Genomic DNA, 13,677 nt, shown 5'->3' on the forward strand with positions numbered 1-13,677 from the left:
ACAAAACCATGCAAATGAAAATAGATTTGATTATGGGGGCCGATGCTTTACGGCCTCCATTGACCGGCATCGGCCGTTACACCTACGAACTGGCTAGGCGTTTGGCAGACAGTGAAGATATCGCTCGCTTGCGCTATTTCTCGATGGGCCAATGGGTTGAGGACCCGATTGCGGCTTTGAGCCAACCCGTTGCCGACGACGCGCCGGTGGCCGCGCCAGAGCGCAAAACCTTGCGCGACCACTTGTCCTCCAGCCGGGTTGCGGTGCGCGTGTTTGCTGCGCTCACTCCCGCACTCTTTGGCTGGCGGTTGCGCGGCAACAAAGCTGCTATTTACCATTCGCCCAATTACATCGTTCCACCGTTTTCGGGCAAGACGGTCAGCACGGTTCACGATCTTTCTCACCTTGTGCACCCCGAGTTCCATCCGCAGGCACGGGTAGACTATCTACGTCTTGCTCTTGCTGCTAGTTTGGTCCGCACGGATCAGGTCATCACAGTATCAGAAACTGTGCGGCAAGAGATGCTTGCTCATAAGTTGATGTCTGAGGATCGTATTCAAGCCATTCCTTTGGCTGCAGATAGGGTGTATCGCCCTCACTCTTCAGAATTACTAGTGCCTGCAATGCAGGCACTAGGCTTGCGTAGAGGCCTTTATTCTTTGTTTGTTGGCACGGTAGAACCAAGGAAAAATGTCGAGCGGTTAATAGAGGCTTATGCATTGTTGCCAGTGGACTTGCGGCGCGAATGGCCGCTCGTGATTGCCGGCGGCAAGGGCTGGAACTCGGAAGCCGTCCACGCCCGCATGGCAAAGGCACAAGCTGAAGGTTGGCTGCGTTACTTGTCATTTGTTGACCAGCGCTGGCTGCCTGCGCTTTATGCGGGTGCTCGCCTCTTTGTATACCCATCCCTTTACGAAGGCTTCGGCCTGCCTATTGTGGAGGCGATGGCCAGTGGCACGCCGGTGCTGACATCCAACACGTCATGCATGCCTGAGGTCGCAGCAGGGGCTGCATATTTAGTGAATCCCTTGGACGTTGAAGAGTTGGGGCATGGCTTGGAGCAGTGCTTGACCGATGAGGGGTGGCAGGCAAATGCACGAGTTAAAGGCTTAGAGCGATCCAGCCAGTTGTCTTGGGACCGCTGTGCGAGCGAAACGGTGGCGGTTTACAAGCAGCTTGTATGACGAATTGGCCGCTATACCGAGTCTATGGGGGCCCGGTTGCGGTCAGTTTGCTTTTTGCCGTATTGGCTTGGGCTATGCGTTTTCATGGTGGTTATCCAATCTGCCATAACGATGAAGTGAATTGGATGGGCATTGCCGAGCAGCTCGATAGTGGGGTGCATTGGCCTGTTTCGGGCCCAGCGTTTATCGAGACGGTGCGCTTTATTTCCGCGAATGCAGAGCTGCCCCATGCACATACGCTTTCCGCTTTGGGTATTGGGTGTGTTTTTTTATCGATTCTTCTTCTGTGGTGGGGGTATCGCAAGTTAGGGTTGGTATCGCCTGCTTCCGTCTTGATGGCGCTGGTTTTATCTAGCTATTTTTGGGCCCCGCTGATGGAGTCTCGCCCCCAGCAGTGGGGGCAAATGCTGGTGTTTGCCGGCATCATTTGTGCTTGGCAATGGTTGCATCGGCAGGGCGGATGGATGTTTTTTCTGATCGTTCCTGTCATTGCGGTGTTGCATATTCTCAGTCATGCCATTTTGATTTTTCTTTGTGCGGTATTGGTTTTTGTGGATTGCCTGGAGAGGCGGCCGCTGGGTATTCGGCATGTATTGCTTGGTGTTTACCTGTTGATCAGTTTGGGGATTTATTTGCTGCCACATGGGCCTTATGCTGCGATGTTGATGGATCTGCAGCAGGTGCACCTGAAACGATTTTGGGCTACCGGTAATACGGTGTTTTGGGTGTTGGGTGGTGGCGCAATTCTATTTCTTTTGTGTTTACGCTATGGTCATTGGCGCCCGAGTTGGAATGATGCTATTGCGCAGGCGATGCTGCGCAATAGCACCGCTATGGCTTTGAGTCTGATGTGCATCGTTTTAACAGCCTTGGCTATGCAGGCCTATTTGCTGCCAGCGGCGGCTTGGATGCCCTACAAAGGTTCGTTGTTGCGTTTTGTGTTTGTGCAGCTAGGAAATGTGCTGTTCGCTGCTTTTTTTGTGGTGGGTATTTTTGGCTTAGTCAGCGGTGTTCGTGCTGACCAATTTGATGTTCAGAAGGCAAGGGTGTTGATCGTCTTGCTAATAGGATTCGGGGCGCTTTCGGGTGTCGCTATTGCTGCATCCTGGTGGTTGCTGGATACAAATTGGTTTTTACGTGTGCTGAATTACGGAGTATTTTTTGCCGCGATTATTTGCTCTATTGGTGTGCGGATCACTATGCAGAGCAGGCCCATTTACGCCATATGGGGTGTTTTGGGTGCAGGTGTTTTGGCCAGCATCATTGCAGTGATCCGACCTCCTCAATTGCTGGGCTGCTAGATGTCGAGACTCATGTGATCATATCCCCTATCGAAGCTGGGCACTGTTCGAAGCCAGAGCAGTGATGCACAGCGTTATAGAGTCATTCAAGCGGGAGCCAAGCAGATGAGTCGAGTACACGCCCAAGCGCGCACCACACCCAGAGTCAGAGCCGAGATCAAAGCCTCATCGGCCCCTCTCAAAGAGCTTGCTGCGCGCTACAACATCAGCCTTGCCACCGTGCGCAAATGGAAGCGCCGTGATCTGCCAGACGATCTCTCGCACCGCCCACACACCTTGCACACCACGCTCTCTGAAGTGCAGGAGGCCATTGTTGTAGAACTGCGCCGTTTGCTGCTCTTGCCGCTTGATGACCTGCTGGCGGTGGTGCGAGAGTTCATCAACCCCGATGTCTCCCGTGCAGGGCTGGGCCGGTGCTTGCGGCGCCACGGTGTCAGCAGCTTGCGCGAGATGCAGGCGCAAGAGAGTCAAGGAGAAGAGCAGCCCAGTAAAACCTTCAAGGACTATGAGCCAGGCTTTATCCATGTGGATATCAAGTACCTGCCGCAAATGCCGGGTGAAGCGCATCGGCGGTATTTGTTTGTGGCCATAGACCGCGCCACGCGTTGGGTATTCGTACACATCTACGCCGATCAAAGTGAGCAAAGCAGCGTTGACTTTCTCTCTCGTTTGCAAAGGGCAACTCCCATCAAAATCACCAAGGTGCTTACCGACAACGGCAGCCAATTCACGGATCGTTTTACCAACAAGAGGCGTCAGGCTAGTGGCAAGCACGTGTTTGATGTGCGCTGCAAAGCGATGGGCATTGAGCATCGTCTGAGCCCACCGCGGCATCCCCAGACAAACGGGATGGTGGAGCGTTTCAATGGCCGAATCAGCGAGGCGATCAAGCAAACCCGATTTGCCTCAGCGGCGCAATTGGAGGTCACGTTGAAAAACTACGTGAAGGTCTACAACCAGCAAATTCCGCAGCGGGCGCTTGAGCACGTCGCACCGCTTCAGGCTTTGAAGAACTGGTATGCCAAGAAGCCGGAATTGTTTAAGAAGCGGGTTTATAACCAGTCGGGTCTTGACAGCTAGACGACTAAAGGCGCAGCATTGATGAGGTCTTTTCAGTTCAAGTTCAATGGCCTCTGATTGCTTTGCTTTACGCAAGGGTGCAGGAGAAGGCCATTCTGGCATGTGGCTTCGCAAGAATTTCAACTCTAAGCTGAAATCTGCTGAAATGTATTTTCATAAACTATCTGAATTATCAGAAGCTAGCGGCAGCTGCAGTCAGTCCACTCAAGATATGTTTACCCATTTCATACCTTGCTGTTTCGGCATTGCTTTTGATGATGGCTTGCATGATGGCTTGATGCTCCATTAAAGACTCTTCGATACGGCCTTGCTTGAGCAATGAGTTGTGGCGATGCAGCTTCATGACTTTGCGCAGATCGGTAACGATCTGCAAGCGCCAACGGTTGTCAGCCAATTCCAAAACTTTGAAGTGAAAGGCTTCATTGATGCGGAAAAAGGCTTCGCGGTCATGGATTTGTGCTTCCAGATCTGCATGAATCGTCTGAAGCTCCTGCTTTTGAGCGATATTGGCCTGCACAGCCACTGTGGCTGCGGCATCTGCTTCTAGAAGGCTGAGCATTTGGTAGACCTCGCGCAGCTCTTTTTCATCGACCTCGGTGACATAGGCGCCACGGCGTACCTTCATCGTGATTAAGCCTTCCGCAGCCAGCACTTTCAGAGCTTCGCGCAAAGGGGTGCGACTGATTCCTAGCTCTTGTGCGATAGCGATTTCGTCAATCCATGTGCCTGGTTTGAGGGCGTGCGAAAAGATACGCTGGCGTAGCCAGTCAGCGACGTCTTCGTAAAGCGCGCGGCGACCTAGGGTTATCACTGATTCTGTCATCGCTGGGATTTTATCGTATTCCAATTATGAATTCATAATTATGAATGATGTACACTTCTCGCGTTTCAGTTTGTAGACCCTCCGTTGAAGAGTTGGAAGAATCCATGAGCACACCCGAATTCAAACCGCAAAGCCTGGCTGACTGGGAAAAAGCCGCTAATAAGACTTCACCTGGGGGGGATGTCAATAACCTGAACTGGACGACGCCCGATGGCATTGTCGTCAAGCCTTTGTATACGGCGGAAGACATTAAAGATCTGCCGTTTACCAATACGCTGCCAGGTCTTGAGCCTTTTATTCGGGGGCCGCAGGCAACCATGTACGCTGGCCGCCCTTGGACGATTCGCCAATACGCGGGCTTCTCCACCGCAGAAGAATCCAATGCGTTTTACCGCAAAGCCTTAGCGGCTGGCGGGCAGGGCGTATCGGTTGCATTTGATTTGGCCACGCACCGTGGTTATGACAGCGACCATCCGCGTGTAACTGGCGATGTGGGCAAGGCCGGTGTGGCCATTGACTCTGTCGAAGACATGAAAATCCTGTTCGACGGCATTCCGCTGGATAAGGTGTCCGTCTCCATGACCATGAACGGCGCGGTGCTGCCGATTTTGGCGGGCTACGTGGTAGCGGCGGAAGAGCAGGGCGTCTCGCAGGACTTGTTGGCCGGAACGATTCAGAACGACATTCTGAAAGAATTCATGGTGCGCAACACCTACATCTACCCGCCCAAACCGTCGATGCGCATCATTGGCGACATCATCGAGTACACGGCGCAGAACATGCCCAAGTTCAACTCGATCTCGATCTCGGGCTACCACATTCAAGAAGCGGGTGCGAATCAGTCGCTGGAATTGGCGTTCACCTTGGCCGATGGCAAGGAGTACGTGAAAACCGCCTTGGCCAAAGGCATGGACGTGGATGCATTTGCCGGTCGCCTGTCGTTCTTCTGGGCGGTGGGTATGAACTTCTATCTGGAAATTGCCAAAATGCGCGCGGCACGTTTGCTGTGGACGCGCATTATGAAAGAGTTCAATCCAAAGAATCCAAAGAGCTTGATGCTGCGCACGCACAGCCAGACTTCGGGGTGGTCCTTGACCGAGCAAGACCCGTACAACAACGTGGTGCGCACCACCATCGAAGCGATGGCTGCGGTGTTTGGCGGCACGCAATCGTTGCACACCAACGCGCTGGATGAGGCGATTGCTTTGCCGACCGAATTCTCAGCGCGCATCGCTCGCAACACGCAGCTCATCATTCAAGAAGAAACGCATATCACCAGCGTGGTCGATCCATGGGCTGGCAGCTACTTGATGGAAAAACTCACGCAAGAAATGGCCGACACCGCTTGGGGATTGATCCAAGAAGTGGAAGAAATGGGCGGCATGACGCAGGCGGTCGATTCCGGCTGGGCCAAGCTGAAAATCGAAGCGGCTGCTGCGGAGAAACAAGCGCGCATCGACTCTGGCAAAGACGTCATCGTTGGCGTCAACAAATACAAGCTGGCCAAAGAAGATCCGATCGACATCTTGGACGTGGACAACGTCAAAGTGCGCGAAGGCCAAATTGCCCGCTTGACCAAAATCAAAGCGACCCGCGACAGCGCTGCCGTGCAAGCTGCGCTGGATGCCTTGACCGATGCTGCTGCCGATGGCTCCGGCAACCTGCTCGATCTCTCGATCAAAGCGATTCGCTTGCGCGCCACGGTGGGCGAGGTGTCGGATGCTTTGGAAAAAGTCTTTGGGCGCCACCGCGCCGATACGCAAAAGGTGACCGGTGTGTACGCTGCCGCTTACGACTCGGCCGAAGGCTGGGAAAAACTGAAGTCCGAAATCAACCAATTTGCCGAAGAGCAAGGCCGTCGCCCCCGCGTGATGATCGCCAAGCTGGGGCAAGACGGACATGACCGTGGCGCGAAAGTCGTCGCCACTGCTTTTGCCGATTTGGGCTACGACGTGGACATGGGGCCGCTCTTCCAGACCCCGGAAGAATGCGCCCGCCAAGCGATTGAAAACGACGTGCATGCCGTGGGCGTTTCCTCTCTAGCCGCTGGCCACAAGACATTGGTGCCCGCCATCATCGAAGAGCTGAAGAAGCAAGGCGCGGACGACATCATCGTGTTCGTCGGCGGCGTAGTGCCGGCGCAGGATTATGACTTCCTCTACCAATCCGGCGTCAAAGGCATTTACGGGCCGGGAACACCGATTCCGGCCAGCGCCAAAGATGTGTTGGAGCAGATTCGCAAAGCGGTGACGGCTTGAGGCTGACTTGTCAGTGAGGGGGCGCCTGTTGAAGGCCGTTCACAACCACCGTTCAGGCTAAGCTTGTCGAAGCCGGGCTACGCGAATTTTCTGGCTTATTCCATGTCCTTCGATAAGCTTGTCCTGAGCGGGGTTGAAGGGCTTAGGATCAAAGGTGTTTGGGGAAGTATTACTGTGGTACTGCGATGCATACGGATTAAAGATGAGTGTGTTCAATAGCTAAAGAAAATTGAAGTTGTGAAACCTTTTTTTGTTTATATCTTGCGTTGCCAAGATGGCTCGTACTACACAGGTCATACCGATGATCTGGAGGTGCGTTTGCGTCAGCACCAAGATGGCAAAACGGGTTACACGGCCACACGCAAGCCGGTAGCGTTGGTTTGGCAGGGTGAGTTTGAAAGCAGAGAGGCAGCATTGGCTTTTGAATTGCAAATAAAGGGCTGTTCACGATCTAAAAAAGAGGCGTTGATGGTTGGGGATTGGGAGCGGGTTCAACAGTTGGCGAAGTCACGCAGCAGTGTGGTTGCAGGTGAATGCCCTTCGACAGGCTCAGGGCGAACAGTGGCGAGCATGGTTGATGCAGTGGCAGGAAAATTCGAGAAGAGGGCGAATGGTCATGGCATTTGATCTGTTTGCAGGCATTCTCGAAGGCAATGCTGCGCAGCAGCGCCGTGCCATGGCCAAATCCATCACCTTGCTGGAATCGACCCGTGCCGACCATCGTGCGCAGGGCGATGCCTTGCTGACGCAGTTGCTGCCGCATACAGGAAAGGCGTTTCGCCTCGGCATCAGCGGTGTGCCGGGTGTGGGCAAGTCGACCTTCATTGAAACGCTGGGTTTGTATTTGATTGGCCAAGGCCATCGCGTGGCGGTGCTGACGATTGACCCTTCATCCAGCGTGAATGGTGGCTCGATTCTGGGCGATAAAACGCGCATGGAGCAGCTCTCTGTGCATGAGAAGGCCTATATCCGGCCCAGCCCATCCGGCGGCAATTTGGGCGGTGTGGCGGAGAAAACGCGTGAAGCCATGCTGGTGTGCGAGGCTGCAGGGTACGACGTGGTGATTGTCGAAACCGTGGGCGTGGGCCAGAGCGAAACGGCCGCTTGGGGCATGACGGATATGTTCGTGTTGCTGCAATTGCCCAATGCCGGTGATGACTTGCAAGCCATCAAAAAAGGCGTGATGGAGATGGCAGATTTTGTCGTCATCAACAAAGCCGATATTGACGCTAAAGCGGCCACACGGGCGGAGGCGCAAATCACCAGTTCCTTGCGATTGCTGGCGCTGCACGGCTCAGCCGAGCAGCACGATGGTCGCCATTGGTCACCCAAAGTCATGCAAATCAGCGCGCTCAATGGCACGGGCGTGGATGCCTTCTGGAATACGGTGCAGGCATACCAGCAACTGCAATCAGGCAATGGCCAATTGCACAAACGCCGCCAAAAGCAAGCCATGACGTGGATGTGGGAGCGCATTGAAACCGGGTTGAAGCAAGCCTTTCGCCAGCAAGCCGACGTGCAAGCTTTGTTGCCGCAGTTACAAACGCAGGTGTTGGATGGGCAGTTGGCGGCATCCACCGCAGCGCGGCAGTTGCTGGATGTGTACGCAGGCGCGGCGGCAACGAATCCGCAGTTGTTGCAATCATCAAAAGAGGGAGGCAGTGCATGACGGCCGTGATCCCGATTTTGCGCAGTTTTGATGAAGCCAAAGCGCGTGAGTTTTACGTCGATTTTTTAGGCTTTCAGATCGATTGGGAACATCGCTTTGAAGCGAATTTTCCGCTGTACTGGCAACTCTCTCTGGCAGGCTGCGTGCTGCACCTGAGTGAGCACCACGGCGACGCCAGCCCCGGTGCACATGTCCGTGTTGCCGAGGCCGATGTGGATGCGTTGCGGCAAACCTTGATTGCCAAAGATTACCGCTATGCCAAGCCTGAGGTGCGCGAGACGCCTTGGGGCAACCGCGAGATGACAATTGCCGACCCGTTTGGCAACCGGCTGACTTTTTATACCGAAGGCAAAGCGCTCAGCGTTGGCTAACGGTTTGAATGTGAGATGTAAAGACCAACCCGATGGGAATGTGAAGGAAGACCATGCAAGACATCGTTGAACAGTTAAAGGAAAAGCGTGCACAAGCGCGTCTGGGTGGCGGGCAAAAGCGCATTGATGCGCAGCATGCCAAAGGCAAGTTGACAGCGCGCGAACGCATTGAGCTGCTGCTTGATGAAGGCACGTTTGAAGAGTGGGACATGTTTGTCGAGCACCGCTGTGCGGACTTCGGCATGCAAGACACCAAGATTCCCGGTGACGGTGTGGTGACTGGCTACGGCATGATCAACGGCCGTTTGGTGTTTGTGTTCAGCCAAGATTTCACGGTGTTCGGTGGTGCGTTGTCGGAAGCGCATGCTGAGAAAATCTGCAAGGTGATGGAGCAGGCCATGAAGGTCGGCGCGCCAGTGATTGGCCTGAACGATTCGGGTGGCGCCCGCATTCAAGAAGGCGTGGCATCGCTCGGTGGTTATGCCGATGTGTTCCAGCAAAACGTGCTGGCTTCCGGCGTGATTCCGCAGATCAGCGTGATCATGGGGCCTTGCGCGGGTGGCGCGGTGTATTCGCCTGCGATGACCGATTTCATCTTCATGGTCAAGGATTCGAGCTACATGTTCGTGACGGGCCCTGAAGTGGTGAAAACCGTCACGCACGAAGAAGTCACGGCCGAAGAACTGGGCGGTGCGGTCACACACAGCACGAAGAGTGGTGTCTCTGACTTGGCGTTTGAGAACGATGTGGAAGCGCTGATGATGGTGCGCCGCCTCTATAACTACCTGCCGCTGTCCAACCGTGAGAAGCCGCCGGTGCGCCCTACGAATGATCCGGCAGATCGCAAAGATTTCAGTTTGGATACCTTGGTACCCGCCAACCCCAACCTGCCTTACGACATCAAAGAGCTGATTTTGAAGGTCGTGGACAACGATGATTTCTTTGAACTGCAGCCCGAATACGCGCAAAACATCGTCATCGGTTTGGCGCGCATGAACGGTGAGACCGTCGGCATTGTGGCCAACCAGCCGCTGGTATTGGCTGGTTGTTTGGACATCAAGAGTTCCATCAAAGCCGCGCGCTTTGTGCGCTTCTGCGATGCGTTCAACATCCCGTTGGTCACCTTTGTGGATGTGCCGGGCTTCATGCCGGGCACCAGCCAAGAGTACGGCGGCATCATCAAGCACGGGGCCAAACTGCTGTACGCGTACGCTGAAGCGACAGTGCCAAAAATCACCGTCATCACCCGCAAAGCCTACGGCGGCGCGTACGACGTGATGGCCTCCAAGCACCTGCGCGGTGATGTGAACTTGGCATGGCCACGTGCTGAGATTGCGGTGATGGGCGCCAAGGGGGCGGTGGAAATCATCTTCCGCCAAGACAAGAACGACCCGGAGAAACTCGCTGCTCGCGAAGCCGAATACAAAGCCCGTTTTGCCAACCCGTTCGTGGCTGGCGCACGTGGTTTTATCGACGATGTGATTCACCCGCACGAAACGCGCAAACGCATTTGCCGCAGCTTGGTCATGCTCAAAGACAAACAGCTGGACAACCCGTGGCGCAAGCACGGCAATATCCCGCTGTAAGGCATTGGTAGAAGGCGATTGCGGATGAACGCAGACCAACGATTTGAAGCGGCCGCACAACGCTTGGGTTATACCTTTGATGGTGCGCTCAAGATTGGCGGTAACTACACGCCACTGCTTGAAGATGGCAAGACCCTCTACATCAGCGGGCAAATACCGCGTGTGGGAGATCAAGTGGTTGTCACGGGCCGTGTGGGAGCTGCTGTGTCGTTGGCGCATGCGCAGTTGTCCGCGCAGATCTGCACGATGCGTGCTTTGGCGTTGCTGCAACGTCATTTGGGTAGTTTGGACTTGGTGGCTCGTGTGCTGCGTTTGACGGTGTATGTGCAGTGCACAGAGTCATTTACGCAGCACAGTGAAGTCGCCGATGGTGCTTCTAACCTACTCGTAGAGGTGTTGGGCGATGCAGGTCGTCACACCCGCACGTCGGTTGGTGTGTACCAACTGCCCAAGAACGCCAGCACCGAGTTGGATCTGATTGCCGCAGGAGCTTAAGACATGGACCCCCGCATCACCATCATCACTTTAGGCGTGGCCAACATCGCACGGGCGACGGCGTTTTACGAACGCTTGGGTTTTGCACGTGCGCAAGACAGCAACGAGAACGTGAGCTTCATGCAAGCCGGTGGCGTGGTGTTGTCGCTCTACGGTCGTCAAGCTTTAGCCGACGATGCGCAGTGGCCGGCAGATGCAATAGCACACGATGCGAGCACATTCACAGGCATCAGCTTGGCGCATAACACGCGCAGCGAGACTGAGGTGGATACCGTGCTGAAACAGGCCGTGGCGGCTGGTGCGCAATTGCTCAAGCCTGCACAGAAAGTATTTTGGGGTGGGTATTCCGGCTACTTCCGTGATCTGGATGGGCATTTGTGGGAGGTGGCATACAACCCGTTTCTGCAACTGAATGCCGCAGGGGCGCCGGTGCTGGAAAGGGTTGAAGAAAAGACATGATGTGCCTTGTAAGGCTGTCTGCAATATCGAACAGGATGATATTGCTTGTGGTGGAGATAAGCGTGGTTGGCCGATGAGTGCAAATCACCTAGTTTGATTTTTATTGGAGTTGCTACGATGTTTACCAAAATTTTGATTGCCAACCGCGGCGAGATTGCCTGCCGTGTGATCGCCACTGCGAAAAAAATGGGCATTGCCACGGTCGCGGTGTACTCCGAGGCGGATAAAGAAGCGCGCTTTGTGAAACTGGCCGATGAGTCGGTTTTGCTCGGTCCTGCGCCATCGCGTGAATCGTATTTGGTGGCTGACAAGATCATTGCTGCGGCCAAGCAAACCGGCGCGCAAGCCATTCACCCTGGTTACGGCTTTTTGAGTGAGAACGAAGCGTTTGCGAAACGTTGTGAAGACGAAGGCATTGCGTTTATCGGTCCTAAAGCCCACTCCATCGCGGCGATGGGCGACAAAATCGCTTCCAAGAAGTTGGCCAATGAAGCCAAGGTCAACACCATTCCCGGCTACAACGATCCGATTCCGGATGCGGAAACTGCGGTGGGCATTGCCAAAGGCATTGGCTACCCCGTGATGATCAAAGCATCGGCCGGCGGCGGAGGCAAAGGTTTGCGCGTGGCCTTTAACGACAAGGAAGCGCTGGAAGGCTTTGCTGCTTGCCAGAATGAAGCACGCAACAGTTTTGGCGATGACCGCATTTTCATCGAGAAGTTTGTGGAGCAACCGCGCCACATTGAAATCCAAGTGCTGGGCGATAGCTTTGGCAATGTGATTTACCTGAACGAGCGCGAATGCTCGATTCAGCGCCGTCACCAAAAGGTGATTGAAGAGGCGCCATCGCCTTTCATCAGCGATGTCACACGCAAAGCCATGGGCGAGCAGGCCGTGGCGCTGGCCAAGGCAGTGAAATACCAATCCGCTGGTACGGTGGAGTTTGTGGTCGGCAAAGACCAAGATTTCTATTTCTTGGAAATGAACACCCGCTTGCAGGTGGAGCACCCGGTGACCGAGTGCATCACCGGCTTGGACTTGGTGGAGCAAATGATTCGCGTGGCCGCTGGTGAGAAGCTGAGCATCACGCAGGCTGATGTGAAGAAAGAGGGCTGGTCCATCGAATGCCGCATCAATGCAGAAGATCCGTTCCGCAACTTCTTGCCATCGACCGGTCGCTTGGTGCGCTTTGAAACACCGCAAGAAACCATGTGGCAAGGCGATACCGAGCACCGCTATGGCGTGCGCGTGGATACAGGCGTGTACGAAGGCGGCGAGATCCCGATGTTCTACGACTCGATGATCGCCAAACTCATCGTGCATGGCAAAGACCGCAACGATGCAATCGCCAAAATGCGCGAAGCCTTGAACGGTTTTGTGATTCGCGGCATCAGCAGCAACATTCCGTTCCAAGCGGCTTTGCTGTCCCACCCGGATTTTATTTCTGGCAACTTCAATACCGGCTTCATCGCCAAGCACTATCCAGAAGGCTTTCACGCCAGCGATGTGTCGCACGACGAGCCGGAGTTTTTGTTGGCCTTGGCCGCATGGACGACGCGCCGTTTCCGCGATCGCGCCAGCCGTATCTCCGGCCAGTTCGCTGGGCAAGAAGTACGCGTGGGCAAAGACTTTGTGGTGGTTGAGCTCGACCCCCAAGCTGGAGAGAACCAATACACCGATGTGCAAGTGGAAGACTTCCATGCCGACCACAGCAAAACGGTGGTGACGGTGGGCAGCAAGCGTTACGAGTTGGAGTCGGATACGGCGCTGGGTCACATCGCAGTGCAAGGTACGGTCAACGGTAAGCCCTTCACAGCGCAGATTGAGCGCGGCACGGCGAAAAATCCGCTGGCTTTGCGCATCAGCCATAACGGTAAGCAGATTGATGTTTTGGTTCTGTCCAAACGCGGCGCGGAGCTTTACCAGATCATGCCGTTTAAAGCACCGCCTGATTTGTCGAAATTCTTGTTATCGCCCATGCCCGGCTTGCTGGTGGATGTGGCGGTTAAAGAGGGGCAAACCGTTCAAACCGGTGAGCGCTTGGCAGTGATTGAGGCCATGAAAATGGAAAATGTTTTGTTTGCCGCGCAAGATGGTGTGGTGAGCAAAGTGGTGGCAGTCAAAGGTGAATCTTTGGCGGTAGATCAGGTGATTATTGAGTTTGCCTGATCGCAGCAATGGTTTGGTAGGGTGGTTTTGGTTTGTTTGTGCAAATTTGCATATGCCATCTGAATGGCATTTAAAGGCCATTCGCAACTCCTTTATTGCCATACCAAACCGTTGCGAAACTTGCCTTAAACATTAATTAAAAGACACGATTTGCTTGGTATCGATTGGGGAAAATTGCAGATTGAACGGGATAGTGCGGCGATGGAAAACAATGTGTTTTGGCGATAACAATGGGGCTTTGCGAGCGAAACAGATTTTGTTTGCGCGTTTTAAAAACAACGG

At 54.4% G+C, this 13,677-nt stretch carries 12 protein-coding genes; 11 read left to right on the forward strand and 1 reads right to left on the reverse strand.

Annotation, left to right across the window (positions count from 1 at the left end):
• Positions 1 to 8 precede the first annotated feature (8 nt).
• The 3 genes from E9531_RS06970 to E9531_RS06980 all read left to right on the forward strand — a co-directional run bounded on the left by E9531_RS06970 (position 9) and on the right by E9531_RS06980 (position 3,565).
• Positions 9 to 1,184: a glycosyltransferase family 4 protein gene (locus E9531_RS06970; RefSeq protein WP_136573033.1), complete on the forward strand. Its 1,176-nt coding sequence runs from the start codon at positions 9 to 11 to the stop codon at positions 1,182 to 1,184.
• Positions 1,181 to 2,485 (forward strand): hypothetical protein, encoded by a 1,305-nt coding sequence (locus tag E9531_RS06975; protein ID WP_136573034.1) that lies wholly within the window; start codon positions 1,181 to 1,183, stop codon positions 2,483 to 2,485. Before E9531_RS06970 ends, E9531_RS06975 begins: the two co-directional genes overlap by 4 nt.
• Positions 2,486 to 2,590: 105 nt before the next feature.
• Positions 2,591 to 3,565, forward strand: coding sequence for an IS481 family transposase (locus E9531_RS06980; protein WP_136573035.1), 975 nt, complete (start codon positions 2,591 to 2,593; stop codon positions 3,563 to 3,565).
• A gap of 172 nt (positions 3,566 to 3,737) precedes the next feature.
• Here E9531_RS06980 and E9531_RS06985 read toward each other — a convergent pair whose 3' ends face one another.
• The gene (locus E9531_RS06985; RefSeq protein WP_136573036.1) at positions 3,738 to 4,388 is read right to left on the reverse strand and encodes a GntR family transcriptional regulator; all 651 of its coding nucleotides are present in this window, start codon (positions 4,386 to 4,388) and stop codon (positions 3,738 to 3,740) included.
• 104 nt (positions 4,389 to 4,492) lie between these two features.
• On the opposite strand from E9531_RS06985, the gene scpA reads away from it, so the two are divergent.
• The 8 genes from scpA (at position 4,493) to E9531_RS07025 (ending at position 13,395) form a co-directional block, all read left to right on the forward strand.
• Positions 4,493 to 6,646, forward strand: coding sequence for a methylmalonyl-CoA mutase (gene scpA / locus E9531_RS06990; RefSeq protein ID WP_136573037.1), 2,154 nt, complete (start codon positions 4,493 to 4,495; stop codon positions 6,644 to 6,646).
• 237 nt (positions 6,647 to 6,883) lie between these two features.
• Complete coding sequence (locus E9531_RS06995; protein ID WP_136573038.1) at positions 6,884 to 7,273, forward strand: GIY-YIG nuclease family protein; 390 nt, start codon at positions 6,884 to 6,886, stop codon at positions 7,271 to 7,273.
• Positions 7,263 to 8,315: a methylmalonyl Co-A mutase-associated GTPase MeaB gene (meaB, locus tag E9531_RS07000; RefSeq protein ID WP_211343388.1), complete on the forward strand. Its 1,053-nt coding sequence runs from the start codon at positions 7,263 to 7,265 to the stop codon at positions 8,313 to 8,315. Before E9531_RS06995 ends, meaB begins: the two co-directional genes overlap by 11 nt.
• The gene (locus E9531_RS07005; RefSeq protein ID WP_136573039.1) at positions 8,312 to 8,686 is read left to right on the forward strand and encodes a glyoxalase superfamily protein; all 375 of its coding nucleotides are present in this window, start codon (positions 8,312 to 8,314) and stop codon (positions 8,684 to 8,686) included. Before meaB ends, E9531_RS07005 begins: the two co-directional genes overlap by 4 nt.
• 53 nt (positions 8,687 to 8,739) lie before the next feature.
• Positions 8,740 to 10,272 (forward strand): acyl-CoA carboxylase subunit beta, encoded by a 1,533-nt coding sequence (locus E9531_RS07010; RefSeq protein ID WP_136573040.1) that lies wholly within the window; start codon positions 8,740 to 8,742, stop codon positions 10,270 to 10,272.
• Between the two features lie 24 nt (positions 10,273 to 10,296).
• Positions 10,297 to 10,767 carry a RidA family protein gene (locus tag E9531_RS07015; protein ID WP_136573041.1) on the forward strand — a complete coding sequence of 157 codons (471 nt, stop codon included), beginning with the start codon at positions 10,297 to 10,299 and terminating at the stop codon, positions 10,765 to 10,767.
• 3 nt (positions 10,768 to 10,770) lie between these two features.
• A complete protein-coding gene (locus E9531_RS07020; protein ID WP_136573042.1) occupies positions 10,771 to 11,226 on the forward strand; it encodes a VOC family protein in 456 nt (151 codons plus the stop codon).
• Positions 11,227 to 11,343: 117 nt separating this feature from the next.
• A complete protein-coding gene (locus E9531_RS07025) occupies positions 11,344 to 13,395 on the forward strand; it encodes an acetyl-CoA carboxylase biotin carboxylase subunit (protein ID WP_136573043.1) in 2,052 nt (683 codons plus the stop codon).
• The last annotated feature ends 282 nt before the right edge of the window (positions 13,396 to 13,677 follow it).

Source organism: Lampropedia puyangensis (genome assembly GCF_004833285.1).
GTDB lineage: Bacteria > Pseudomonadota > Gammaproteobacteria > Burkholderiales > Burkholderiaceae_C > Lampropedia > Lampropedia puyangensis.

Excerpts from the sequence above, each read along its gene's own strand:
- E9531_RS06975 (WP_136573034.1), top strand. The coding sequence starts at position 1,181 with ATGACGAATTGGCCGCTATACCGAGTCTATGGGGGCCCGGTTGCGGTC.
- E9531_RS07010 (WP_136573040.1), top strand. The coding sequence starts at position 8,740 with ATGCAAGACATCGTTGAACAGTTAAAGGAAAAGCGTGCACAAGCGCGT.
- E9531_RS07005 (WP_136573039.1), top strand. The coding sequence starts at position 8,312 with ATGACGGCCGTGATCCCGATTTTGCGCAGTTTTGATGAAGCCAAAGCG.
- E9531_RS06980 (WP_136573035.1), top strand. The coding sequence starts at position 2,591 with ATGAGTCGAGTACACGCCCAAGCGCGCACCACACCCAGAGTCAGAGCC.
- scpA (WP_136573037.1), top strand. The coding sequence starts at position 4,493 with ATGAGCACACCCGAATTCAAACCGCAAAGCCTGGCTGACTGGGAAAAA.
- E9531_RS06970 (WP_136573033.1), top strand. The coding sequence starts at position 9 with ATGCAAATGAAAATAGATTTGATTATGGGGGCCGATGCTTTACGGCCT.
- E9531_RS06985 (WP_136573036.1), bottom strand. The coding sequence starts at position 4,388 with ATGACAGAATCAGTGATAACCCTAGGTCGCCGCGCGCTTTACGAAGAC.
- E9531_RS07025 (WP_136573043.1), top strand. The coding sequence starts at position 11,344 with ATGTTTACCAAAATTTTGATTGCCAACCGCGGCGAGATTGCCTGCCGT.
- E9531_RS07020 (WP_136573042.1), top strand. The coding sequence starts at position 10,771 with ATGGACCCCCGCATCACCATCATCACTTTAGGCGTGGCCAACATCGCA.
- meaB (WP_211343388.1), top strand. The coding sequence starts at position 7,263 with ATGGCATTTGATCTGTTTGCAGGCATTCTCGAAGGCAATGCTGCGCAG.
- E9531_RS07015 (WP_136573041.1), top strand. The coding sequence starts at position 10,297 with ATGAACGCAGACCAACGATTTGAAGCGGCCGCACAACGCTTGGGTTAT.